Raw genomic sequence first — 21,777 nt, forward strand, 5'->3', positions numbered from 1 at the left:
CGGCGCCCGATACTGGCGAGATCGACAATATTCGGTCTAATCTAGCCAGGTGATCACTCACCTCGCGTTGGACGGCGTACTCGAGGGTGCCCTCGGCCTCGGCCTGGACATCGTCGATACGGCCGCCGGGATCGCCGGCGACGCGGCGGGCGCGCGATTGCGGCAGCGCGTCGTATCGCTCGATGGGCTGCCGGTCCGATCCAGCGGCGGGCGGTCGATCGGCGTCGATACCGAAACCCCGCTCGGCTCGGTGGAATTCCATCCCGGGGACGTCCTGGTGCTGCCGGGGCCGTCGGCGTCCACCGAAACGCGTGTCGCCGAACTGCTGGCCCGGCCGTCGACCGCGCAGGCGGTCGAAACCATCCGGCGCGCGGCAGATTCCGGCGCGACGGTGGCCGCTTCCTGCTCGGCCACCTTCGTACTCGCTGCCTCGGGGCTGCTGGCGGGACGGGCTGCCACCACTACCTGGTGGCTGGCGCCGCTGTTCGCCCGCCGCTTCCCCGATATCCTCGTGCACACCGACCGAATGGTGGTCGACAGCGGCGAAGTACTCACCGCCGGTGCGGCCCTGGCCCATACGGATCTGCTGCTGACGCTTGTCGCCCGCCTCGGCGGCGGTGCGCTGGCCGAGCGGGTCGCCCACTACCTGGTGCTCGATGCCCGCATGTCGCAGTCGCGCTATATGGTGCTCGAGCATCTCCGGGTCACCGACCCGGTGCTGAACGCGGTCGAAGAATATGTGCACGCCAATCTGCACCGGCAACTGTCGCTACCCGAATTGGCCGGGGTCGCGGCGGTGTCGCCGCGCACCCTGACCCGCCGCCTGCGCGAACGTCTGGGCGTCTCACCCACGCAGTACGTGCATCGCCTCCGGGTCGGGCACGCGGCCACCCTGCTCACGACCACGCGCCTGCCCGTCGACCTGGTCGCGGGCGCGGTGGGTTACGCCGATCCGGCCGCATTCCGGCGCATCTATCGCAGGTACACCGGCGAGACACCGACCGCGACCCGCACCGGCGCCATGGCGGGCGGGTCGACCACCCCTTGACCTGAACATTGGTTTAGGAAGCAGGGTGGTGTGCGGCGGCCGATGGGGACGCCGAAAGCACTGGGAGAAACCGATGACGATATCGACCGGCACCGCCGCCACCGCACCGCCGCCCGAGCCGGCCACCCGGAATCCGATGACGATCGCGCTGGTGCTGGTGGTCGGCTCGATCATGGCCACCCTCGACCAGACCATCGTCAACGTGGCGATCAACCGGCTCTCCGCCGAATTCGCGGCGCCGCTGGCGACCATCCAGTGGGTATCGACCGGCTACGCGCTGGCGGTCGCCGGGGTGGTCCCGGTGGCGGCGTGGGCGATGGGCCGATTCGGGGCGAAACGCCTGTACCTGCTGGCCGTGACGATTTTCGCGATCGGTTCGCTACTGGCCGGCGCGGCCTGGAACATCGAGTCGCTGATCGCCTTCCGGGTGCTGCAGGGACTCGGCGGCGGGCTGCTCATGCCGGTGGGGATGACCGTGCTCTTGCGCGCGGCCAGTCCGGAGCGGCTCGGACGCGCGATGAGCACGATGGGGCTGGCGATCCTGGTCGGCCCGCTCGCGGGTCCGGTGCTGGGCGGATATCTGATCGACGAGATGTCGTGGCGCTGGATGTTCTTCGTGAACGTGCCGGTCGCCGCGGTGGTACTCATCCTCGCCGTGCGAGTCTTCCCCGTCGATGATCCGCAACCGCGGCGGCGGCTCGACACCGTCGGAATCGCGCTCATGTCACCCGGTCTGGCGCTGCTGATCTACGGCGTCACCGCGGCGGGCGAGCACGGCGGGTTCCCGGCCGGCCCGGTCCTGCTGCCGCTGCTGCTCGGCGCGGCTCTGGTGGCGATCTTCGTGCATCGCGGTTTCACCGCCCCGGAGCCGCTGCTCGATCTGCGGATCCTGCGGCGCCGCGAGGTCGGTGCGGCCGCCGCCCTGCTCGGTCTGTTCGCGGCGGGCTACTTCGGCGCGATGCTGCTGCAGCCGCTGTACTTCCAGGTGGTCCGGGGCGAGTCGGCGCTGGTGGCGGGCGCGCTGGGTATCCCGTTCGCGCTGGCGTCCGGAACGACCATGCAGATCGCGGGCCGGCTCATCGACCGGTTCCCGCCGGGACGTTACCTGCCGCTCTCGATAGCGGTCGGGGTCGTGGGTTTCCTGCTCTTCCGTGCCCAGCTGGACACCGACTCCTCGTACTGGGGACTGTGCGCGGCGATGCTGCTCATGGGCGCCGGAGGCGGCGGCACCATGATGCCCGCCATCACCACCGCGACCCGCGCGCTGACACCCGAGCAGCAGGCGAGCGGCAGCACCACGGTGAACCTGATCAACACCACGGTCATGGCGATCGGCACCGCGGTGGTCGCGGTGGTGCTGTCCGCGCTGCTGCCGATCGCGGGTGGACTGCAGGCGTTGCACGAGCTGGATCCCGCCGCCCACGCGGCGCTGGCCCCCGCGCTGGCGGAGGCGTTCCAGGGTGCCTATCTGATCGCGCCGATTCTCATGGCGCTCGCCGTGATACCGGCGCTGTTGCTCCCGCGCCGGTGAGGTTCGGTGGTCCGCGGCCCCGAGGTGATCCCCGGGGCGCGGACCACCGCGGCGCGTGCTCGCGGAGCGCCTAACGCTGGGTGCTGCCCGCGTCCACCGGCAGGGTGACGGCGGTGATGTAGCGGGCCTCGTCGGAGGCCAGGAACAGCGACGCGTTGGCGATATCGACCGGTTCCACCCACGGGATGGGGAGCATGTTCATGGTGGTCGCGGCCGCCGCGAACTCCTCGCGGGTCGGGTTCTCCAGATCAGGGCGGAACGAGCGGCGCACCATATCGTTCTGGATCATCGGGGTATCGACATTGGTGGGATGCACCGTGTTCACCCGGATCCCGTGCGGAGCCAGTTCTTTGGCCAGCGACCGCATCAGCCCGACCACTCCGTGCTTGGCGGCGACGTAGTGCGCCACGCCGACCAGCCCGACCAGTCCCGCGATGGAACTGGTGAGGATCATCGACCCGCTGCCGCGCGCGATGAGATGCGGAGTGGCCGCCTTGCACGTCTGCCACACGCCGGTGAGGTTGACGTCGAGCATGGTCCGCCACTGGGCCTCGGTCAGTTGCAGACCCGGTGCGCTGGAGGTGATCCCGGCGGTGGCACACACGATGTCCAGGCCGCCGAACGCGTCCACGGCGGTATCGGCCACCTCGCGCATGGCCGCGCCGTCGCGGACGTCGACGGTGGCGGCCATGATCCTGGCCCCGGTCCGCTCGACCGCGCGCACGGTCTGCTCGAGATCCTCCGGTGCCGCCGGCGGGGTGATCACCGTGTCCACCGGCCCGCAGATATCGAGGGCGACGATATCGGCGCCCTCTTCGGCCAGGCGGATCGCCTGGGCCCGGCCGATTCCCCGTGCCGCGCCGGTGACCAGCGCTACCTTGCCCGAAACCCGTCCCATCTCACACCTTCTGAGTAAGTCCGGCGTCCACCACGAGCTGGATCCCGGTGACGTACCGGGACTCGTCGGACGCGAGGAACAACACCGCGTTGCTGATATCCACCGGTTCCACCCACGGGACCGGGAGGATCGTGCGCTGCGCGAGGACCCGCGCCGCGTCGTCCCGGGTCGGGTTCGGGTGATCCGGAAGCAGTTTCGCGAATACGTCGTCGTTGAGGATCATCGGTGTGGCGACCGACCCCGGGTGCACGGTGTTGACCCGGATTCCCTGCGGGCCGAGTTCGTTCGCCAGGGTCTTGGCGAGCCCGGCCACCGCGTGCTTACTCGCCGAATAGTGTGCGGCCGAGGCGCCGCCCTTGATGCCGTTGGTGGATCCGACGATCACGACGGCGGCACCCGCGCCCAGATGCGCGCCCGCCGCGCGGACGGTGTGCCACGCGCCGGTGAGGTTGATATCGAGGGCGCGCTGCCAGGCATCGTCGGACAGTTCCCAGGTGGGCGCCAGATCCGCGTACACCCCGGCGTTCGCGACGACCACGTCCAGGTGGCCCAGCTGGGCGACGCCGGAGTTCACGGCCTCCTCGAGCGCCAGGCCGTCGCGCACGTCGGCGAAACCGGTGCGGCACCGGCGTCCGAGATCCTCGACCTCCGCGGCCGTGGCGGCCAGGGCGGCCGAACTCTGCTCGAGGTCGAGGGCGATGATATCGGCGCCCTCTTCGGCCAGCCGGCGGCAATGGGCGCGACCCATACCGCCCGCCGCTCCCGTCACCACCGCGACCCGGTCCTGTAGGCGCTTCATCGCGCGTTCCCGGTGAATCCCGCATCCATGCGGGCGACGCTAGGTTCGCCGGATACCGCGCGAACGCGCCCCTCCCGGTGACCGGGCAGTGAGCGGCGCCGCTCCCGCTGAACGGGAGCGGCGCCGGCCCTCCGGCCGCACGGACGCTACGGAACGATGACCGCCCGGCCGCGCAGTGTTCCGGCGGCCAGTTTGCGGTAGGCCTCGGGGGAGTCGTCCAGGGAGAACTGTTCGACGGCGATATCGAGTACGCCCTCGTGCGCGAGGTCGATGAGTTCGATCAGTTCGGAGCGGGCGCCCCAGTACGGCGAGGTCGCGGTCGTCTCGTAGGGGCTGATCCCGAATCCGATCCGCGCCGCTGATTCGAAATCGCCGACGCCGACGATGGTGACATCGGAATCCACCCCGGCCACCGCCATGGCGGTATCGATGGTCGGCTGGTAGCCCACGAAATCCAGGATCAGGTTCGCCCCCGCCGGGCCGGTGATCTTGCGGACGTTGTCGGCGGCCTCGTCGTCGGAGAGCACCGCCTCGTGCGCGCCCACCGAGCGCGCGAAGTCCAGTTTCTCGTCGTTGACGTCCAAGGCGATGATCCGGGTGGAGGACAGATGACGCAGCAGCTGGATCGCGACATGGCCGAGCCCGCCGCTCCCGATCACCACCGTCCACGATCCCGGCCGCAGTTTGCCCAGCGAGCGTTTGATCGCGTGATAGGGAGTCAGGCCCGCATCGGTGAGCGGCACGGTCGAGACCGGGTCCAGATCGCCGATCGGCACCAGATGGCGCGGCGAATCCACGATCAGGTACTCGGCGATGGCGCCCGGCGAACCCAGCCCGGGCGGCATGATGCCCAGTTCGGCCGCCCGGGAGCAGTAGTTCTCCAGCCCCTGCGCGCAGAACCAGCAGTTCCCGCACCCCCACGGGCCGTAGACCACCACATCGGTGCCGATATCGATGCCCTTGACGCCGTCGCCGACGGCCTCGACGCGGCCCGCGCCTTCGTGCCCGAGGGTCAGCGGGAGTTCGATCCCGAACATCTCCGGGGGGTTGTTCATGATGAAATCGTCGGAATGGCAGACCCCGGCCGCGGTGACCTTCAGCAGTACCTCACCCGGGCCGGGTTCGGGGGTGGGAATCTCGCGGACCTCGGGTTCCTTCCCGGGCGTCACGTATTGCAGTGCCTTCATAGCGCCTGTCCTCTCTGGGCCGAGCGACTGGGTGCGTACTGGTGGAACGGCGGAGAACGTGCTGATGCGACTGGTAGAGACCAGGCTAGTTCGGGGTGCGGCGGGCCGGAAGTATTTGCGGAAACGGCCCGGCGCGGCCGGAACAGCGCGGGTTGTGGAGGCCGGTTGTCGGCATCTGTTCAACCCGGCCATCCGGGGGCCAAGCATTTGCTAGGTTTCCGGCGTATGAGACACCGGGGCATCGTCGTCACTCTGACCGCCGTGGCCGCGCTGGTCGCGGGACTGCTGGGGACAGGCGGCCCGGCTCATGCGCGAGCGCTGCCGGTTTCCTACGACTTCTTCTCCGGTATCCCCGCCGAACTCACCGACCCCGGCGGATCGCTCCCGGGCTCCAATGATTTCGGGTGCAAGCCCTCGGCGCGGCACCCGAACCCGGTGATCCTGGTGCACGGCACCGGCGGCTCCCAGCAGACGAACTGGGGAACCTATGTCCCACTGCTGGCCAACGAGGGTTATTGCGTTTTCGCGCCGACCTACGGGGCGATCCCCGGACTGCCCTGGCCCGCCACCGCGGTCGGCGGGATGGGACTCATGACCGACAGCGCCTGGCAGTTCGGCGCCTTCGTCGACTCGGTCCTGCGAGCCACGGGCGCCGCGAAGGTCGATGTGGTCGGGCATTCGCAGGGCACCATCGTGCCCGCCTACTACGCGAAATACCTGGGCGGCCGGGACAAGATCGAGAACTATGTCTCGCTGGCGCCCGCGTGGCGGGGAACCACCCTGGCCGGTACCGATCTGATCCTGCCGCTGGTGCGCCGTCTCGGTATCCCGGCCGACCGGATCCCGCTGTGCCGGGCCTGCGCCGAACTCGACCCCGGGTCACCGTTCCTGCGGATGGTCGGGGCGGGCGGTTTCTACCTGCCGGAGATCCGATACACCAATATCGCGACCCGCTACGACGAACTCGTCGTGCCCTACGCGGCGAGTATGCCGCCCGGCGGTGCGAACGTCCGCAACATCGTCGTCCAGGACGGATGCGAGACCGACTACACCGAGCACGCGGGAATCGCCGGCTCCCGGCGCGCCGCCCATTTCGTCCTGAACGCGCTCGACCCCGGCAACCCCCGGCCCGTGCCGTGTGACCGGGCGGCGCCGTTCAGCGGCAGTCCGTTCTAGGGGTCGAGGGTCGGGCGATGGAAGGCGCCTCGAAGGCGACCTGGGGTAGGTGGGTGCCGAAGAAGGTTCGCAGCGTGTGGTGTTGAACGGCGAGGCTGTGGGCGGGGTCGACGGTGCCGATGAACTCTGCTGCGGCGCGGCCCAGTTGGGGGAGCAGTGTTTGGTAGTCGGTGTAGCCGAAGTGTTCGCCGTCGGGTAGGTGGACCCGGCAGAGCGGGCCGCGGTGGTGGGTGAGGAATTGTTGCCAGGAGGCGTCGGTGTCGAGACCGTGGTCGCCGGCGCTCATCAGCAGGAAGGGTCGGTCCAGGCCTTCGTCGGCGGCTCGGCCGAAGTCGCGGGCGGTTTGGGAGTAGGCCATGCTGCCGTCGAGGTCGGCGCCCGCGCTGATGCGCTGGTCGGCGAACATGGTCTCGGCGGTGGTGAATCCGCCACCGGAGTGGCCGAACATGCCGATCCTGGACAGATCGAGGCTCGTGTTCAGCCCGGCCGGTAGTGCCCGGCCGTCGGCGTCGCGGTCGACACCGGCCGCCAGCAGTTCCAGCTGGTCCAGGACGAACCGGATGTCCGCGACGCGGGTGGCGATCAGGCGTTTGGAAACGTCGATGGTGGGCGCCGGCAGGGCTTTGCGCGCGACGCGGCCGCCGGGGAATTCGACGGCTTCGGCTTCGTGGGTGTGGTCGATCGCCACGACGATGTAGCCGACACTGGCCAGTTGTTCCATCTGTGTGGTGCCGTGTGCGCGCGACAGGGTCGCCCCCGGCGAGTACAGCAGGACCGGCCGGCGGCCCGCTGCCACGGGCGCGGCGATTCCGGAGTGGGTGGGGAAGCGGTAGTCGAGCAGGCTCGGCTCGACGCCGAGTTTGCCGGAATCACCGGCGGCTACGGCTGCGGCGACCCCGGCGGTCATGTACGGCGCCTTCGGTGCGGTGTTCGGCCGCGCCGGATAGCGCACGGTGATCATCAATTCCCGCACACGGCCGGGTATCCACGGGTCTTCCCGGCTCGGGTCGACCAGGTGCAGATCGACGAAACCGACCGGATACGGGCCGGTGGGCGCGGGCAGGCCGAAACGAACCGGCTCCGCGGACGCGGCGGCGGGCACACCGGCCAGCAGCAGGGCGATCACCAGCGCGCCGACCCGGCGCAGCAGGCAAGTAGCGGTCATACACGAGAACCTAGAACCGCATGGGCTGCGCACACATCGGGGCGATCACCTGTACTGCCCCCGAGATCCTGGTCGGCGTCCGCGGCGCCGACGGGTGTTTCCCCGCATCTGCGACCGGAAATCGAAGGGCGGCACGACATTGCCAAAATAGGTTTGTAATGCAAATCTACTTGCATGACAGATCAATCGGATGCCTCGGTGGCAGCGGCACGGCAGGCGCTCTCGACCACCCGCGACCTCACGCGCCGGGTTCGGCTCGCGCAGCGCAATACCTGGTTCCCGCTGGTACTGCTCGGGATGGTGGTGCTGGCCGCGGTGCCGTTCTATCGCCTGGGCCGCCGGGTCGTGACCTGTGATCCGGTGCTGGGCGCGCGGGGCGGGGTGCAGATCATCCACCAGGGCACCTGTGTTCAGGTCGAGGGGCGACCGGCCGGGATCTACTGGATCGTCGCCTTCGTCCTGGCCTACACCGCGATCGCCGCGGTCTATCTCCATCGCGCCCGCAGTCGTGGGGTAGGGGCCCGGATCCTGCCGTATGTGGGTTCCGGGATCGGCGCCGGACTGGCGTGCGGCGTCACCGCCGCCTGGGCGCATCAACTCGACCTCGCAGGCCGGTTCCCGGCCGGCCCGGTCGCCGTGGGGATGGTACCGCTGCTGTCGATCGGCCTGACCTTGTTCGTATTGGCTCGGCTGGAACGCAACGCGGCGTTGCTGGCGTTCGCTCTCGGCTACACAGTGATCGCGCTTCTGGCCTGTGGGATCGGCACGCGCGATCTGGATTTGAACGCCGCGGCGGGTTTCGGCCCGGTGTGGGGCTTCCTCCCCGGCCTGATCGCCGCGGCCGGTGTGCTGCTGCTGGGTGGTGCCGGCTTCGCCCTCGCCGAGCGGGGCCGGATATGACCCACCCGACCAGCGGCCTCGACGATATCGTGCACCAGCGGGTCCGGCTGGGCATCCTCACCATCGCCCACGAGGCCCGGCGCGTGGAATTCGGTTTCCTGCGCACCACATTGGAGCTGACCACGGGCAACCTGTCCCGGCACCTGACCGTCTTGGAAGAGGCCGGGCTGGTCGAGATCGAGAAAGGCTACGAAGGCAGGCGCGGCCGCACCTGGGTCCACCTGACCACAGCGGGTGAGCAAGCCCTGAGCGAGGAGATCACCCGGCTGAAACGAATCATCAGCCGGGTGGAGCTTCCCGTCGCGGGGCGCCCGGCGACCGGGCTCGCCTGACGGCGCGGTTCACCGTCGAGGGCCGCGGCCCCGCATCCGCTGCCGGAGCCGGTGGGTCAGCTCTGGCCGCCGAGCAGGCCGCCGATCGGCATCGGCGGCAGCGCACGCACCAGGGTCATCACCGCGTTGCAGTAGGCGCCGGGGACCGCTTCCCAGGGGTTTGTGTTGCAGACGTAGTTGCCCATCTTGTCGTAGTGGGAGGAATGCCCCCGATAGGACCAGGTGAGGCCGTCCTCGGAATGGCTGTAGGGACACTGGTTCGGTGCCAGGCCCTCGCAGGGCCCTTCGACCCCCCACGGGCCGACCGGATACGCCATCGCCTGTGGCGCGCCGGTGAAGGTGAGCGCCGCGGCCGCGGCCACACCGGTGAGCAGGTATTTGACAGTCGATTTCACGCAGTCTCCTCGAGAATGGATACGGAACCCGTTGGCTCCGTATCGCTTACACCAGGACCTCTTGTTACTTTCAGACCCTAATGTTCGGCAGGGCATCATGAGCGGGCTTCCCGATGAAAAAGTGCGGCATACGCGCAGAGTCGGGATCGGTTACCGGCCCACCCGCGGCGGCACGCCGCGCGGCATCTGCGGAGTGCGCGGGCTCATCGACTGATCGGCGTGGCGCCGGTCGCGGCGACAGACAGGTCCCAGAGCCGGGAGGCCTCCTCGCGATCGATGGCATACGCGCGTACACCGCCGTCATCCATGGGGTTGCCGGGGGCGGAAACGCGGGCGACGTCGCAGTCTTCCAGGTAGAGCCCGCCACGGCCTTCGAGGAGCGGGGACGTGGCAGCCCACAGACCGGTGGCTGCCCCCTGAGAGGGAGTCTTGAAGTCCGCGCCGATCACATTGCCGTGCTCGTCCACCCACCCGCGGTCGATCTGCTCGCGGAGCGTCATCTCCCGCTGGAGGCCGGTGATGATCTTGCCGGGGTGAAGGCTGAACGCCCGGACCCCGTCGCTTTGCCCGAGGATATCGAGGTGCACGGCGAACAGCGCGTTGGCGGTTTTGGCCTGGCCGTAGGCCAGCCACCGGTCGTAGCCGGTGCGAAAGTGCGGATCGTGCCAGCGGATGCCGGTCAAGGTGTGCCCGGCGGAGCTGTTCACCACGACGCGTGCACTGCCCGCGGCGGCCAGGAGCGGGTAGAGCTCGCAGGCGAGGGTGAAGTGTCCGAAGTGGTTGGCGGCGAGCTGGCCTTCCCAGCCGGGCCCGACGCGCCGCTCCGGGGTGGCCATGACACCGGCGACGGCCAACAAGAGATCGAGCCGGTCGATACGGTCGCTGATATGCGCGGCGGCCGAGTGGATGCTGTCGAGGTCGGTCAGGTCCATGGGGACGACCTCGCAGCTCTTCACCTCCTCCAGAGCGGCGCGGGCGACGTGGGGGCGGCGGGCGGGGACGATTACCCGGGCTCCGGCGTCCGCCAGAATCCGGGTGGTTTCCAGGCCGAGCCCGGAGTAGCCGCCGGTCACCACCGCGGTCATGCCGGAAAGGTCCAGGCCGGCCACGATTTCCTCGGCGGTCGTGGCAGCGGAGAAGGGTGAGCCGAGCGGGTGCTGATCAGAAACGGTCATGCGTGGACGCTACGATCTAGAGCGAAGTCTAGATCAAGTCCAGGGGTGAACGGCATGGCAACCACCGAGGCTGCGGGGCGGTCGCTGAGCATCGGCGAGGTGGCCGAGCGGACCGGGCTGAGCGTGCACGCGCTGCGCTTCTACGAGCGCAAGGGCCTGCTCGTCGGCCCGGTCCAGCGCACGTCGGGTGGTCGACGCCGCTACACCACCTTCGATGTCGAATGGCTGCAGATATGCGTCAAACTTCGTGAATCCGGTATGCCGCTCGCCGATCTCGAGCACTTCGCGGAACTCGTACGCCACGGACCGGGCAACGAGGCGGAACGCCTGCACCTGCTCGACGCTCATCGACAGCGCGTCGACGCACAGATCCAGGCACTCGAGGAATGCCGATCCGTCATCGCCTGGAAGGTCGGCGTCTACGCCGAACACCTGGCCCGCGGCGAAGCCGACGGACTCTGGGACCCGACAGCCTGAGGCAAGCGTGCGGACCTGCCCGTAGTCGTAGGCAGATCCCACCGACCCTCGTCTGCCGATATGACAGTTCGCGGCCGATCGGCCGCTGGACCGACAGGGCGAGCCCGGGAGCACACACCGAGCGGCTGGATAGTGTGGTCGGATGCCGAACACGGGACGGCGACGTCGAGTAATCCTCCTCAACGGGACATCGAGTACAGGCAAAACCACCCTTGCCCGCGCCATCCAGGACGAGAGCGACACCCCGTTCGTCTACTGGGGAATAGACACCCTGTTCGGCCTGATGCCACCGAACTGGGGCGGTGGACGTGACACTCCGCTCAGCCGCGACGGATTCTGGTATGACCGCACCGGCCACGACGCCGACGATCTGGTCATCGACGAGATGCTCCTGACCCCGGACCTGTTGCCGATCTGGATGGACGCCCTGTCCGGTCTGCATGTTCAGATCGTCGCCGTCACCTGCCCATTGGCTGTAGCCGAACAGCGAGAACTGGACCGACGTCACCCGATCGGACTGGCACGCGGTCACTTCCATACCGTTCACGACCACGGCTACGCCTACGACATGACGGTCGATACGACCACAGCAACACCCGCCGCCCTGGCCGGAACCATCCTGCGACACCAGTAGCCCGCGTACGAACAGCGCAGCACCGGCCGACGACCGCCGACTCCACCGTCGTCACCGCCGCGCCCGCTCGCGGCACTCGAAGTCACGGAGCACAACACGCAATTTGCCGAAACCAAGACGAGACGGCTCCAGAGTCGGCGGGTACCCGAGGATCCCAGACATGTCTTTACGGTTCGAACTCGCGGTCGTGGACACGAGCCCGGGGCAACTCGTTGTCCAGTGACTCACGGTAGGCCACACCCACGCATGAACCGCGGCCATGGCGGAACAGCGACTTCGGGCTCGACGCGCTCGGGCAACAGGCCCCAAAGCTGGGGTGGTGCCGGCGAGTCACAGCCCCCTAGCTAGGGCAAATGGGTGGCAAACACCGATGGGGGTAGGCTGCTGCCCGCTCGAACGATCTGTCCCACTACCTGACCCGTACTGAAAGGCACAAACTGTGGTTCGTGGAACACTTTTCGCTTCGATACTTGCGTTGACCGGAGCTGTGCTGGTCAACGTGGCCGGACCGGCCGGCGCAACGACCGACATATGGATCGGACGCGCCACTGCCGAGACATGGGCGGTGGTCAACGCCGAGATCACCTACGTCTGCGAACCGGGCCAGGCGAACGCGCTGTGGGTCAGGGTCGAATCCGAATGGTTCAGAAGCCCGGAAGGCAAAATCGTCCGGTTCGAGGACGAGGGTGTGGCCATCGAGGTGACCTGTGACGGGGAATCTCGGCAGACGAAGGTCGACGTGTCGTTGAACTACGACTATGGGGAGGGCCCGAAAGATAACAATATCCGCGACGGCGATGGCTGGGAACTCACTGCGCATTACAACAGCGGCGAAATGGTCGAGATCACCGCAGCCTTCGCGAACCTGCCGCCCGACGCCGAGGATCTGAGCCGGCTCGAGATCTTGCACGCCACCACCACGACCGAGACCGTAGCCCTGGGATAACCCTGGGGCAGCGCCGGCCGGCAGCGCGGCTGCTGCGCAGCGTGTGATCCGGAAACCGCGAGAACCGGCCAGATGTGAGCCGGCCGGTTCTCGTTTTGTTCGGTGGCCTCAGGCGTTCGGCTCCCAGAACCAGAGGTCCCGGTAGCCACCGCCGAAATTCAGGCCGGATATCGATGCAGCCCCTGATCAGGAGGCTGTGTTGAGCACCGAGGTGCCCGGGACAACAGCCCGATATCCGGGGGATAAACGTTGAGGATGATGGAGGCGTGAATGCTCCCGCGCCCGGACCGGTCTTCAGTGTGCTCGCAGTACTCGACGGCTCGGTCGATTTGCGCTTCTATCCGCGCAGCACCCTGGCTCTGAGCACCCCACCGCGTGTGGAGTACCGCAGAGTTGCCAGGAGCAACATGCCTGTCATCTTCGATCCGGTCGTCCACCTGCTGGACGGAATCGAACTGCTCAAATCCCAGGGGTGGACACTGGTCAGCGTGGTCGAACGCAGTGTCGACAACGCGAACGCCAGGGAGGCCTGCCTGGTGGCGTTCATGCAACGCCCCTGACACAGATCGAGTATCGCCGTGCGGCGGTATCAGCGGTCGCCGGGCGGCCGGATGCCCGTGTACCAGTCGAGCAGGTCGGGGTCGTCGACCGCGCTGCGTTCCACCACGCGCGCCGGGTCGGCGCCCTGGAACAACCGCTTGATCGGGACCTCGAGTTTCTTACCCGTCCGGGTGTGCGGGACGGCCGGCGCGGCCAGGATCTCGTCGGGCACATGCCGTGGTGAGACCTCGGTGCGGATGACCTCCTTGATGCGGTCGCGCAGCTCGTCGGTCAGCTCGACGCCGGGCGCCGGCACCACGAACAGCGGCATCCAGTAACCGCCGTCGGGCTGTTCGGCACCGATCACCAGCGCCTCGGCGATCTCCGGCAAACGTTCGACGGCCTGGTAGATATCGGCGCTGCCCATCCGGATACCGTGCCGGTTGAGCGTGGAATCGGACCGCCCGTGCACCACGACGCTGCCGCGGCCGGTGAGGGTGATCCAATCCCCGTGCCGCCAGATCCCGGGATAGGTGTCGAAATAGGCGTCGTGATACCGATGGCCCTCCGGATCGTTCCAGAAACGCACCGGCATCGACGGCAGCGGAGCGGTCACCACCAATTCCCCGACCTCGCCGCGCACCGACTGCCCCACCTCGTCGAAGGCATCCAGCGCGACCCCCAGATACGGCGCCGACAACTCACCCGGCCACACCGGCACCGTGCGGACCCCGCCGGCGAAGGCCGAGACCACATCGGTGCCGCCGCTGATGGACGCGACCGGCACCCCACCCGCGTTCTCGTGCAACCACAGTGACGACGCCGGAGGCAGCGACGATCCGGTGATACCGATCATCCGCAGCGCCGACAGGTCGTGATCGGAGGCGGGAACCGATCCGGCCTTCATACAACCCAGCACATAACCGGGACTGGTACCGAGCACCGTGGTACCCGTCCGGGCCGCGATCTCCCACAGCGAATCCGGCGCCGGATGCGCGGGACTGCCGTCGTAACAGACGATGGTCGCCCCCGCGAGCAGGCCCGCGACCTGGAAATTCCACATCATCCAGCTCGGGCTGGTGTACCAGAGGAAGGTATCGCCGGGGCCGATATCCGACTGCAGGGCAACGGCCTTGAGATGTTCCAGGACCACCCCGCCGTGCCCGTGCACGATCCCCTTGGGCAGACCGGTGGTGCCGGAGGAGAACACGATCCACAGCGGATGCGCGAATTCCACCGTCTCGGTGTCGAGCACCGGATCACCGGCGGGGTCCGCGGCCGCCGCCCACGGGGTGCTGTCCGGGATCTCCACTCCCAGCCGGGGCACCACGACCGTGGCCCGCAGGCTCGGCAACCCGTCCCGCAACGCGGCGATATCCGCGCTCTTGTCATGCGTTTTCCCGCCGTAGCGGTACCCGTCGGCGGTCACCAGCACCACCGGTTCGAGCTGGCCCAGCCGGTCCAGCGCCGCCTTCGCGGTGTAGTCCTGACCGCAGGCGCTCCAGACCACGCCGATGGCGGCGGTACCGAGGAACGCGATCACGGTCTCGGTGATATTCGGCAGATAGCCGATCACCCGGTCGCCGGGACGTACATCCAGATCACGCAGCGTCCGCGCGAACGCGGCCGCCCGGGTGAGCAACTCGGCCCAGGAGGTCTCGCCGACCTCATCGGAACCCTCGGTCACCTGCAGAACCGCCGGCCGGTCGGTGCGTGCCTGCGCGGCCACGCGATCCACGTAGTTCAGGGTGGTCCCGGGGAACCAGCGGGCCTCGGGCATCTCCGGGCACGGGAGTACGTCACCGGCGACCGGACCCAGCTCGAAATAGTCCCAGACGGCACCCCAGAAATCGGGCAGGTTGTCCACAGACCACTGCCACAGCGCCCGATAATCCGGTAGTGCGGCACCGGACCGCGCGGTGACGAAGCGGGCGAAATCGGTGACCCGGGCATCGTCGATATCCCGTTCGGTCGGTACCCACTGAGGTTCCACCGGTGTAACCCTTCTGTATGGATGGAGCGGCTCCGCCGCTCGAGGGCGGGGCCCTATTAACCCCGGTTCTTCACTCCCGCCGGTCGGTCGCTGCGCTCCCTCCCTCTGGTCGCTCCAGAACCGGGGCGGGCCCCGCCCATGGGTGTGACCATCAGGGAGATGGGAAATGCGTGTGGGGTGAGGGGCGGGCCTACGTCACTGTAATGGTCGGTTGACCGGTTCTGGGGGTGTTCGGACACATGGTTGTGTGGGGCGTGAAACGGCGGGGTGGTCATGGGCGGGCTCGTTGTAGCAGTTGTTCGGCGTGACGGAGCAGGGGCGCGTCCACCATCTTGCCGTCGTAGGCGAATACGCCGCGATGGTTGGGTGCGGCCTCCAGAACGCCTCGGGCCCAGGCGATTTCGTCCTCCGATGGGGCATAGGCGGCGCGGATGACCGGGAGCTGGGACGGGTGGATCGCGACCTTGATCTCGAAACCCACCGCTACGGCGTCCTCGGCCTCGGCGCGCAGGCCGTCGAGATCCTTGATGTTCAGGTACACCATGTCCAGGGCGAGGCGCTGGTGGGCCTTGGCGGCGAGTAGGCCGGTGCTGCGCAGATGCCGCGCCACATCGCGGTAGGTGCCGTCGGCGCGGCGGGTGCCGGTGCCGCCCATGGCGGCCACCAGATCCTCCACTCCGCACATCACGCCGCGGGTATTGGGCGCGGCGGCGATCTGCTGGATGGCCAGTGCACCGAGCGGAGATTCGATCAATGCGAAGACCTGGTACTCCGACAGGCCGGTGACCTGGTGGATGGACTCGGTCTTCGGCAGCATGACCAGCCGGTAGGAGGTTTCGCGCAGGGCCTGCAGATCGAGGTCGTGCTCGGGGGTGCCCGCCGGATTGACACGCACCACGGTGGTTTCCGGGTCGAGCGGGGTGTCGACGAGGGCCTTGCGCGCGGCGGGTTTATCGGCGGGCGCTACGCCGTCCTCGAGATCGAGGATCACCACATCGGCGGCATCCGCGGCCTTCCGGTAGCGCTCGGGGCGGTCGGCGGGGCAGAACAGCCACGCCGGACCGGGGGATTGCCAGGTGGGGTCCGGGCTGTTGGTCATCGGTATTTCCTCCTTGCCGGTCGGGATTCAGGCCGGGTCCGCCGCCGGGCGCAGGCGGATCAGGGCGTGGCGTACGGCCACCCCGACCACGGCGCCGTGCTGGTTGCGGCCCACATGCCGGAAGGTCACCACGCCCTGGCCGGGACGGCTCTTGGATTCCCGTTTGTCCAGCACCACGGTCTCGGTGTACACGGTGTCGCCGTGGAACAGCGGCGCCGGGAACTTCACCTCCTCGAAGCCGAGGTTGGCCACGGTGGTGCCCTGGGTCAGATGCGCCACCGCCTGCCCGATCATGGTGCCGAGGGTGAACAGCGAATTGACCAGCCGCTCGTGGAACGGTTCCTGGGCGTCGCTGAAAGCCTTGTCGATATGCAGGCCCTGGGTGTTCATGGTGAGGGTGCTGAACAGCACATTGTCGGTCTCGGTCATGGTGCGGCCGGGGCGGTGCTCGTAGAGGACCCCGGTTTCCAGCTCCTCGAACCACAGGCCGGTCTGCACCACCCGTTTCAGATCGCTGATGTCGTGTTCGACGTCCTTGGTGATCTTCTCGCCGCTCACAGGCCGAGCTCCCGTCCGATCAGCATGAGTTGTACCTCCGTGGTGCCCTCGCCGATTTCGAGGATCTTGCTGTCCCGGTAGTGGCGGGCCACCGGGTATTCGTTCATGAATCCGTAGCCGCCGAAGATCTGGGTGGCGTCGCGGGCGTTGTCCATGGCCGCTTCGCTGGCGATCAGTTTGGCGATGGCGGCCTGTTTCTTGAAGGGTTTGCCGGACAGCATGAGCGCGGCGGCGTCGTAGTAGGCGGTGCGGGCGGTATGGGCGCGGGCTTCCATCCGGGCGATCTTGAACGCGATGGCCTGATTGCTGCCGATCGTCTTGCCGAACGCCTCGCGTTCTCCGGCGTAGCGCACGCATTCGTCCACACAACCCTGGGCGGCGCCCACCGACAGCGCCGCGATGGCGATGCGGCCCTCGTCGAGGATGCGCAGGAAGTTCGCGTAGCCGCGGCCGCGTTCGCCGAGCAGGTTCTCCTGCGGGACCCGGACGTCGGCGAAGGTCAGCGGATGGGTGTCCGAGGCGTTCCAGCCGACCTTGTTGTAGGCGGGTTCGGCGGTGAAACCGGGGGTGTCGGTGGGCACCAGGATGGTGGAGATCTCCTTCTTCCCGCCGGTCTGCCCGGTTACCGCGGTGACGGTGACCAGGGCGGTGATATCGGTTCCGGAGTTGGTGATGAACTGTTTGTTGCCGTTGATCACCCAGCTGTCGCCGTCCTCGACGGCGGTGGTGCGGGTGCCGCCGGCGTCGCTGCCCGCTCCGGGTTCGGTGAGGCCGAAGGCGCCGAGGTTCTGCCCGCTCGCCAGCCGCGGCAGCCATTCCTGTTTCTGCTTCTCGTCGCCGAACCGGTAGATCGGCATGGCGCCGAGCGATACTCCCGCCTCGAGGGTGATGGCGACGCTCTGGTCGATTTTGCCGAGTTCCTCGAGGGCCAGGCAGAGCGCGAAATAGTCGCCGCCCATCCCGCCGTATTCCTCCGGGAACGGCAGCCCGAACAGGCCCATCCGGGCCATGCCCGCGACCACTTCGTACGGGAAGCTGTGCTCGGCATCGTGTTTCGCCGCGACGGGTGCGACCACCTGGTTCGCGAAATCACGGACGGTCAGCGCCAGATCGCGGTAGTGGTCCGGCAGTGTGCCGGTGGACAGGAAATCGGTCACTGTGCCTCATCTCGTTCTCGGGGTCGGGGTGCGCACGCTCAGGCCGATGCGGTCTCGGCGGGTGCGGCGGTCTCGGTGTCGCTCTCGGCCGCGGGCTCGGGATGCACCCGCGCGAGCACCTCGTCCAACCGGACCGAGTCGCCGGGGGCCACCAGGATCTCGACGGTGCCCGCCAGCGGCGCGGTCAGCGAATGTTCCATCTTCATCGCCTCCACGACCAGGACCGGTGCGCCCGCGACCACCGCGGCGCCGGGTTCGGCGGCGACGGCGAGCACGGTTCCCGGCATGGGACTGCGGATCTCGGCGTCGTGGGCGGCGGCGTCACCGGCACGGACGGATTCCTCGGCCAGTTCCCGCAGCAGCGCCACCCCGGACTCACCGGAGAGCCACAGCTGGGCGCCGGATTCCGCAATCCGGTAGCGCCGCCGGATCCCGTCGAGGGTGAGCGATACCGTGCGGGTGCGCACCGCGGCATCGATTTCCGTGGCGTCGAATTCGGCCGTGAGCGCGATCGGGCCGGCGTCCTCGACCCGTAGTTCCGCCGAGTCCGGCGTCCCGGTGAGGGAGACGTGGGCGATCCGGTCTCCGCCGGCCAGCCGGATCCGGGTCGGCGCGGCGGAACCGATCCGCCAGCCGGTCGGGAAATCCCAGGGATCGGACGGTCCGGCCGGCCAGCGCCGCAGCCACCGGTACACGGCGGCGGCCGCGAACATCTCGTCGGTTACCGGCGCGGCCCGGAAATCACCGGCCCGCCGGTCCAGCAGGGCGGTATCGAGCCGGCCCGCCTCCACATCGGGATCGGCCAGCAGGAACCGCAGGAAGTCGATATTGGTCGTCACGCCCAGGACCGCGGTATCGGCGAGCGCGCGATCCAGGGCGGCCAGGGCGGTCTCGCGGTCCGGCCCGTGCGCGATGACCTTGGACAGCATCGGGTCGTAGTCACTGCCCACCACGGTGCCCACGGCGAGTCCGGAATCGACCCGCACGCCCGGTCCCGCCGGTTCCACCAGATCCAGGACCGTGCCGCCGGTGGGCAGGAAATCGCGGGCCGGATCCTCGGCGTAGACCCGCGCCTCGATCGCGTGGCCGTGCAGCCGGATCTCCTCCTGCGCGGCGCGGATCCGCTGCCCGGCCGCGATCCGGACCTGGCATTCCACCAGGTCGTATCCGGTGACCAGTTCGGTGACCGGATGTTCCACCTGCAGCCGGGTGTTCATCTCCATGAAGAAGAATTCATCCGGCCGGTCGGCGGAGACGATGAACTCCACCGTGCCCGCGCCCACGTAGTCGACGCTGCGCGCGGTGGCGCAGGCCGCCGCGCCGATCCGCTCCCGCGTCGCCGCGTCCAGCAGTGGCGAAGGCGCTTCCTCGATCACCTTCTGATGCCGGCGCTGCAGACTGCATTCCCGTTCGCCCAGATGCAGGACGGCGCCGTGGGTATCGGCCAGGATCTGCACCTCGATATGGCGAGGCCGGGTGACGAAACGTTCCAGGAACAGGGTGTCGTCGCCGAAAGCCGAAGCCGCCTCCCGCCGGGCGCTCACCAGGGCGGCGGGCAGATCGGCGGGGTCGTCGACCCGGCGCATCCCCTTACCGCCGCCACCGGCGGACGGTTTCACCAGCACCGGGTAGCCGACCTCGGCCGCCGCCGCGATCAGCGCCGCGTCGGTGAGACCCGGCTCCGCGATCCCCGGTACCACCGGCACACCGGAAGCGGAGACCGTGGTCTTGGCGGCGATCTTGTCGCCCATGACCTCGATGGCCGCGGCCGGCGGCCCCAGGAACACGATCCCCGCGGCCTCGAGTGCCGCCGCGAAACCCGCGTTCTCGGACAGGAATCCGTAGCCCGGATGGACCGCCTGCGCGCCGGTGCGGCGCGCGGCGTCCACCACCTTCCCGATGTTCAGATAGCTGTCCCGGGCCGGTGCCGGACCCAGCCGCACCGCGATATCGGCGGCGCGCACATGCGCGGCCCCGGCGTCGGCGTCGCTGTACACCGCGACCGACCGCAGGCCCATCGACCGCAGGGTGCGCAGCACCCGGACGGCGATCTCACCTCGATTGGCCACCAAGACGGTGTCGAACGGGAGGGGATGATTCGAGTTCAGCATCGTGTTCACATCCGGAAGACGCCGTAGGAGACCGGTTCCAGCGGCGCCTGCGCGCATACCGAGAGAGCCAGTCCCAGCACGGTGCGGGTATCGGCGGGGTCGATGACCCCGTCGTCCCACAGTCGCGCGGTCGAATAGTAGGGGTTGCCCTGGGCCTCGTACTGCTGCCGGATCGGTTCCTTGAACTTCTCCTGGTCCGCCTCGCTCCACGGCTGCCCGTTACCGTCGAGCTGGTCGCCGCGCACGGTGGCCAGCACCGACGCCGCTTGTTCGCCGCCCATCACCGAGATCCGGGCATTCGGCCACATCCACAGGAACCGGGGTGAGTAGGCGCGCCCGCACATGGAGTAGTTACCCGCGCCGTAGGAGCCGCCGATCACCACGGTCAGTTTCGGCACCCGCGCGCAGGCCACCGCGGTCACCATCTTCGCCCCGTGTTTCGCGATCCCGCCGGCCTCGTAATCGCGGCCCACCATGAACCCGGTGATGTTCTGCAGGAACAGCAGCGGGATCTCGCGCTTATCGCAGAGTTCGATGAAATGGGCGCCCTTCATGGCGGATTCGCTGAACAGCACGCCGTTGTTGGCGACTATCCCGACGGGGTGCCCGTGGATATGGGCGAACCCGGTGACCAGGGTGGTGCCGTATTCGGCCTTGAATTCATGGAATCCGGCCGCGCCGGTGGTATCGGCGTCGACGATGCGGGCGATCACCTCGCGCACATCGTAGGGCGTGCGCAGATCCGCCGGGACCACGTCGTAGAGCTCCTCGACCGGTGCCGCGGGTTCGCGGGCCGGCTGTACCTGCCAGGCCGGTTCCGGGCGCGGGCCGAGTGTGCCGACGATACGGCGCACGATCGCCAGCGCGTCGCGGTCGTCGTCGGCCAGATGGTCGGTGACCCCCGAGGTCCGCGAATGCAGCGCGCCGCCACCCAGTTCCTCGGCCGTGACCACCTCACCGGTGGCGGCCTTCACCAGCGGCGGGCCGCCGAGGAAGATCGTGCCCTGATCCCGCACGATCACCGCCTCGTCGCTCATCGCCGGAACATAGGCCCCGCCCGCGGTGCACGACCCGAGTACCGCCGCGATCTGCGCGATCCCGCGGCCGCTCATGGTGGCCTGGTTGTAGAAGATGCGGCCGAAATGCTCGCGGTCGGGGAACACCTCGTCCTGTTCGGGCAGATACGCGCCGCCGGAATCGACCAGGTACACACACGGCAGATTGTTGTGCAGCGCCACCTCCTGGGCGCGCAGATGCTTCTTCACCGTCACCGGGTAGTAGGTGCCGCCCTTGACCGTGGCATCGTTGGCGACGATCACACACTCACGCCCCGCGACCCGCCCGATCCCGGTGATGATCCCCGCACCCGGCGAATCACCGCCGTACATCCCGTCCGCGGCCAGCGGCGACAGCTCCAGGAACGGACTGCCGGGGTCGAGCAGCTGATCCACCCGCTCACGCGGCAGCAGTTTGCCGCGGTCGATATGGCGTTGCCGCGCCTTCTCCGGACCACCACGCGCGGTCTCGGCCAGCCGGCTGCGCAACTCCTCGACCAAGGCCAGATTCGCCGTGCGGTTGTCGCCGGCGGGCCTGGCGGCGGGCACGGGGCTCGCAGTACGGGTCATCGTCATCCTGCCATCTGAGTTAATCGCTGAT

The 21,777-nt window shown here is 68.5% G+C and carries 21 protein-coding genes; 9 read left to right on the forward strand and 12 right to left on the reverse strand.

Going from position 1 to position 21,777, the window contains the following annotated elements; translation table 11 throughout:
• The first annotated feature begins 49 nt into the window (after window positions 1-49).
• Both ACZ6SF_RS12695 and ACZ6SF_RS12700 read left to right on the forward strand, forming a co-directional pair.
• Entirely contained in the window at window positions 50-1,048 is a 999-nt protein-coding gene (locus tag ACZ6SF_RS12695) for a GlxA family transcriptional regulator (RefSeq protein WP_466062185.1), read from the forward strand.
• 73 nt (window positions 1,049-1,121) lie between these two features.
• Complete coding sequence (locus ACZ6SF_RS12700) at window positions 1,122-2,579, forward strand: DHA2 family efflux MFS transporter permease subunit (protein ID WP_466062186.1); 1,458 nt, start codon at window positions 1,122-1,124, stop codon at window positions 2,577-2,579.
• A 70-nt stretch (window positions 2,580-2,649) separates the two neighbouring features.
• On the opposite strand, the gene ACZ6SF_RS12705 is transcribed toward ACZ6SF_RS12700, so the two are convergent.
• The 3 genes from ACZ6SF_RS12705 to ACZ6SF_RS12715 form a co-directional block, all read right to left on the reverse strand.
• Window positions 2,650-3,477, reverse strand: coding sequence for a mycofactocin-coupled SDR family oxidoreductase (locus ACZ6SF_RS12705; RefSeq protein WP_466062187.1), 828 nt, complete (start codon window positions 3,475-3,477; stop codon window positions 2,650-2,652).
• A gap of 1 nt (window position 3,478) precedes the next feature.
• Window positions 3,479-4,276, reverse strand: a complete 798-nt coding sequence (locus ACZ6SF_RS12710; RefSeq protein WP_466062188.1) for a mycofactocin-coupled SDR family oxidoreductase — start codon at window positions 4,274-4,276, stop codon at window positions 3,479-3,481.
• Window positions 4,277-4,422: 146 nt separating this feature from the next.
• Complete coding sequence (locus ACZ6SF_RS12715) at window positions 4,423-5,463, reverse strand: NAD(P)-dependent alcohol dehydrogenase (RefSeq protein WP_466062189.1); 1,041 nt, start codon at window positions 5,461-5,463, stop codon at window positions 4,423-4,425.
• 225 nt (window positions 5,464-5,688) lie between these two features.
• Between ACZ6SF_RS12715 and ACZ6SF_RS12720 the strand changes: the two genes are divergently transcribed.
• Window positions 5,689-6,639, forward strand: a complete 951-nt coding sequence (locus tag ACZ6SF_RS12720) for an esterase/lipase family protein (protein WP_466062190.1) — start codon at window positions 5,689-5,691, stop codon at window positions 6,637-6,639.
• Here the strand turns inward: ACZ6SF_RS12720 and ACZ6SF_RS12725 are convergent.
• The gene (locus tag ACZ6SF_RS12725; protein WP_466062191.1) at window positions 6,620-7,804 is read right to left on the reverse strand and encodes an alpha/beta hydrolase family protein; all 1,185 of its coding nucleotides are present in this window, start codon (window positions 7,802-7,804) and stop codon (window positions 6,620-6,622) included. The two genes, ACZ6SF_RS12720 and ACZ6SF_RS12725, sit on opposite strands and share 20 nt — an antisense overlap.
• 174 nt (window positions 7,805-7,978) lie before the next feature.
• On the opposite strand from ACZ6SF_RS12725, the gene ACZ6SF_RS12730 reads away from it, so the two are divergent.
• Complete coding sequence (locus ACZ6SF_RS12730; RefSeq protein WP_466062192.1) at window positions 7,979-8,704, forward strand: hypothetical protein; 726 nt, start codon at window positions 7,979-7,981, stop codon at window positions 8,702-8,704.
• Window positions 8,701-9,036 carry a transcriptional regulator gene (locus tag ACZ6SF_RS12735; protein ID WP_466062193.1) on the forward strand — a complete coding sequence of 112 codons (336 nt, stop codon included), beginning with the start codon at window positions 8,701-8,703 and terminating at the stop codon, window positions 9,034-9,036. Before ACZ6SF_RS12730 ends, ACZ6SF_RS12735 begins: the two co-directional genes overlap by 4 nt.
• A gap of 56 nt (window positions 9,037-9,092) precedes the next feature.
• On the opposite strand, the gene ACZ6SF_RS12740 is transcribed toward ACZ6SF_RS12735, so the two are convergent.
• Complete coding sequence (locus ACZ6SF_RS12740) at window positions 9,093-9,431, reverse strand: hypothetical protein (protein ID WP_466062194.1); 339 nt, start codon at window positions 9,429-9,431, stop codon at window positions 9,093-9,095.
• Between the two features lie 203 nt (window positions 9,432-9,634).
• Entirely contained in the window at window positions 9,635-10,606 is a 972-nt protein-coding gene (locus ACZ6SF_RS12745) for an SDR family NAD(P)-dependent oxidoreductase (RefSeq protein WP_466062196.1), read from the reverse strand.
• Window positions 10,607-10,660: 54 nt separating this feature from the next.
• Between ACZ6SF_RS12745 and ACZ6SF_RS12750 the strand changes: the two genes are divergently transcribed.
• The 4 genes from ACZ6SF_RS12750 (at window position 10,661) to ACZ6SF_RS12765 (ending at window position 13,223) form a co-directional block, all read left to right on the forward strand.
• A complete protein-coding gene (locus tag ACZ6SF_RS12750; protein WP_466062197.1) occupies window positions 10,661-11,083 on the forward strand; it encodes a MerR family transcriptional regulator in 423 nt (140 codons plus the stop codon).
• Window positions 11,084-11,225: 142 nt separating this feature from the next.
• Window positions 11,226-11,717 (forward strand): phosphotransferase-like protein, encoded by a 492-nt coding sequence (locus ACZ6SF_RS12755; protein WP_466062198.1) that lies wholly within the window; start codon window positions 11,226-11,228, stop codon window positions 11,715-11,717.
• Window positions 11,718-12,204: 487 nt separating this feature from the next.
• Window positions 12,205-12,663 (forward strand): hypothetical protein, encoded by a 459-nt coding sequence (locus tag ACZ6SF_RS12760; RefSeq protein WP_466062199.1) that lies wholly within the window; start codon window positions 12,205-12,207, stop codon window positions 12,661-12,663.
• A 407-nt stretch (window positions 12,664-13,070) separates the two neighbouring features.
• Window positions 13,071-13,223: a hypothetical protein gene (locus ACZ6SF_RS12765; RefSeq protein WP_450000448.1), complete on the forward strand. Its 153-nt coding sequence runs from the start codon at window positions 13,071-13,073 to the stop codon at window positions 13,221-13,223.
• 29 nt (window positions 13,224-13,252) lie between these two features.
• Here ACZ6SF_RS12765 and ACZ6SF_RS12770 read toward each other — a convergent pair whose 3' ends face one another.
• From ACZ6SF_RS12770 to ACZ6SF_RS12795, 6 genes are all read right to left on the reverse strand, one after another.
• Window positions 13,253-15,196, reverse strand: a complete 1,944-nt coding sequence (locus tag ACZ6SF_RS12770) for an acetoacetate--CoA ligase (protein WP_466062200.1) — start codon at window positions 15,194-15,196, stop codon at window positions 13,253-13,255.
• A gap of 271 nt (window positions 15,197-15,467) precedes the next feature.
• A complete protein-coding gene (locus ACZ6SF_RS12775; protein ID WP_466062201.1) occupies window positions 15,468-16,295 on the reverse strand; it encodes an HpcH/HpaI aldolase/citrate lyase family protein in 828 nt (275 codons plus the stop codon).
• 27 nt (window positions 16,296-16,322) lie between these two features.
• Window positions 16,323-16,805 (reverse strand): MaoC family dehydratase, encoded by a 483-nt coding sequence (locus tag ACZ6SF_RS12780; protein ID WP_466062277.1) that lies wholly within the window; start codon window positions 16,803-16,805, stop codon window positions 16,323-16,325.
• A gap of 44 nt (window positions 16,806-16,849) precedes the next feature.
• Window positions 16,850-18,010 (reverse strand): acyl-CoA dehydrogenase family protein, encoded by a 1,161-nt coding sequence (locus ACZ6SF_RS12785; protein ID WP_466062202.1) that lies wholly within the window; start codon window positions 18,008-18,010, stop codon window positions 16,850-16,852.
• A gap of 38 nt (window positions 18,011-18,048) precedes the next feature.
• Window positions 18,049-20,121 (reverse strand): acetyl/propionyl/methylcrotonyl-CoA carboxylase subunit alpha, encoded by a 2,073-nt coding sequence (locus tag ACZ6SF_RS12790; protein ID WP_466062203.1) that lies wholly within the window; start codon window positions 20,119-20,121, stop codon window positions 18,049-18,051.
• A 5-nt stretch (window positions 20,122-20,126) separates the two neighbouring features.
• On the reverse strand, window positions 20,127-21,746 hold the full coding sequence (locus tag ACZ6SF_RS12795; protein ID WP_466062204.1) for a carboxyl transferase domain-containing protein: 1,620 nt from the start codon (window positions 21,744-21,746) through the stop codon (window positions 20,127-20,129).
• Window positions 21,747-21,777 lie beyond the last annotated feature (31 nt).

It is taken from the genome of Nocardia sp. NPDC049935 (genome assembly GCF_055586645.1).